The organism is Pseudokineococcus marinus, from assembly GCF_013004605.1.
Classification (GTDB): domain Bacteria; phylum Actinomycetota; class Actinomycetes; order Actinomycetales; family Quadrisphaeraceae; genus Pseudokineococcus; species Pseudokineococcus marinus.
The window spans coordinates 1-1726 of record NZ_JABEMA010000466.1; the positions used below are offsets into that span (position 1 = coordinate 1).

Below are 1726 nucleotides of genomic sequence, written 5' to 3' on the forward strand. Positions count from 1 at the left end.
GTGTCCAGCCACTCCAGCGAGGCGATGCCGGCGGTGCCGGCGGCCTCGGGCGTCGGGGTCGGACGAGGCACGGCCCCGTCGGCGGAGGCGGCGCGGACGCGGACGGTCTCGCCCGAGGCCGAGGCGAGGGCGCTGTGGCCGGCGGCGACGAGCAGCACGACCCCGGCGCCGACGGTGACGACCTCGGCGGGGTTGCGGAGGGGGCGACGAGCAGGCACGCGCTCCCCCTCCCTCGCGGCGGACCGGGGCGCGGGGCCGCCGGTCCTCGATCTCGGCGCGGGTGCGCCAGGTCCCCCGAGAGTAGCCGTCGACCCTCTGCCGGTCCGCCGATCCGAGGAGCGGACCGACGCGCCGACGACGGGCCTCACCCGTTCGGCCCTCCCGGCGACGACGCGCCCGGCAGCCGTCCCGGGCACCTGCTCCGGGCACCCGCTCGGTCGCGGGCCCGGGCTCTCGCGGGGACCCCGCCCCGTGGCCGGGGCGAGCCGGCTCGACCTGGTGCGCCGGCGTCGTCGTCCGGGCCGACCGCGCCGCCCGTCAGGCGGTGGGCGCCGCCTCCAGGTGGACGGCCTTGAGCGCGGTGAGCTCTCCCAGCAGGTCGGGGCCGAAGCCCCGGCCCTGCCCGCTGCCGCGACGCGGGTCGGCGGAGCCGCCCGGCGCGCCGCCGAAGACGGCGTTGACCTTGACGGTGCCGACCTCGAGCGCCTCGGCGGCCTCCAGGGCGTGCGCGGTGCTCGGGGTGAGGACGGTGGCGGCGAGCCCGTAGTCGCCCGCCGCCGCGAGCGCGAGGCCCTCGGCGAAGGAGGCGACCCGCGTCACCGCGGCGACGGGCCCGAAGGTCTCCTCGGTCATGAGCCGCATGCCGTCGGTGCAGCCGTCGAGCACCGTCGCCGGGTAGAAGGAGCCCGGCCGGTCGAGCCGGGAGCCCCCGGCGAGCACGCGCGCGCCCGCGTCGACGGCCTCGCGGACGTGCTCGTCGACGAGGGCGAGCTGGCGCTCGTCCACCAGCGGCCCGAGGCCGGTCGCCGGGTCCGACGGGTCGCCCGGGCTCAGGCCGTCGGCGAGGGCCACGAGCTCGGCCAGGACGGCGTCGGCCACGTCCTCGTGGACGTACACCCGCTCGACGGCCGTGCACAGCTGGCCGGTGTTGGTGAAGGCGCCGACGGCGACCTGCTGGGCCGCCCACGCCGGGTCGACGCCGGCGTCGACGACGAGCGGGTCCTTGCCCCCGTTCTCCAGCAGGGCCCGGCCGCCGCGCGCGCCGACGGACGCGGCGATGCGCCGGCCGGTCGCGGTGCTGCCGACGTGGGCGACGACGTGCACGCGCGGGTCGGCGGCCAGCGCGGCGCCCGTGGCGCCGTCGCCCGCCAGCACGTTGAGGACGCCGTCCGGCAGGGCCCCGGCGATGCGGCGCGCGAGCTCGTGGCCGGCGCGGGCCGAGCGCTCGGAGGGCTTGTGCACCACCGTGTTGCCCGTGACGAGGGCCGCCGCGAGCAGCCCCGCCGCCGCCGGGTACGGGTCGTTCCACGGCGTCAGGACCGCGACGACGCCGCGCGGCTCGCGACGGACGACGTCGACGGCGTCGACGGACCCCCCGAGGGAGCGGCCCGTGTCGAGGACGCCCGTGACGGCGGCCTCCTCGAGCAGCTCGGCGGCCACCTCGGCGGACGCGCGCGCCTGGCCGAGCAGCCGGCCCGTGGTGGCGGTGAGCAGCGCCCCGAGCTCG

Annotated in this window: 2 protein-coding genes; both read right to left on the reverse strand. The window is 79.7% G+C overall.

The annotated features are described in order from the left end of the window. Window positions 1-218, reverse strand: a 218-nt coding sequence (locus tag HLB09_RS16630; protein WP_171204410.1) for a hypothetical protein, incomplete at its 3' end; no start/stop codon positions are given. A gap of 319 nt (window positions 219-537) precedes the next feature. Beyond that, a partial coding sequence (locus tag HLB09_RS16635) for an aldehyde dehydrogenase family protein (protein WP_171204411.1) occupies window positions 538-1726 on the reverse strand: 1189 nt, incomplete at its 5' end.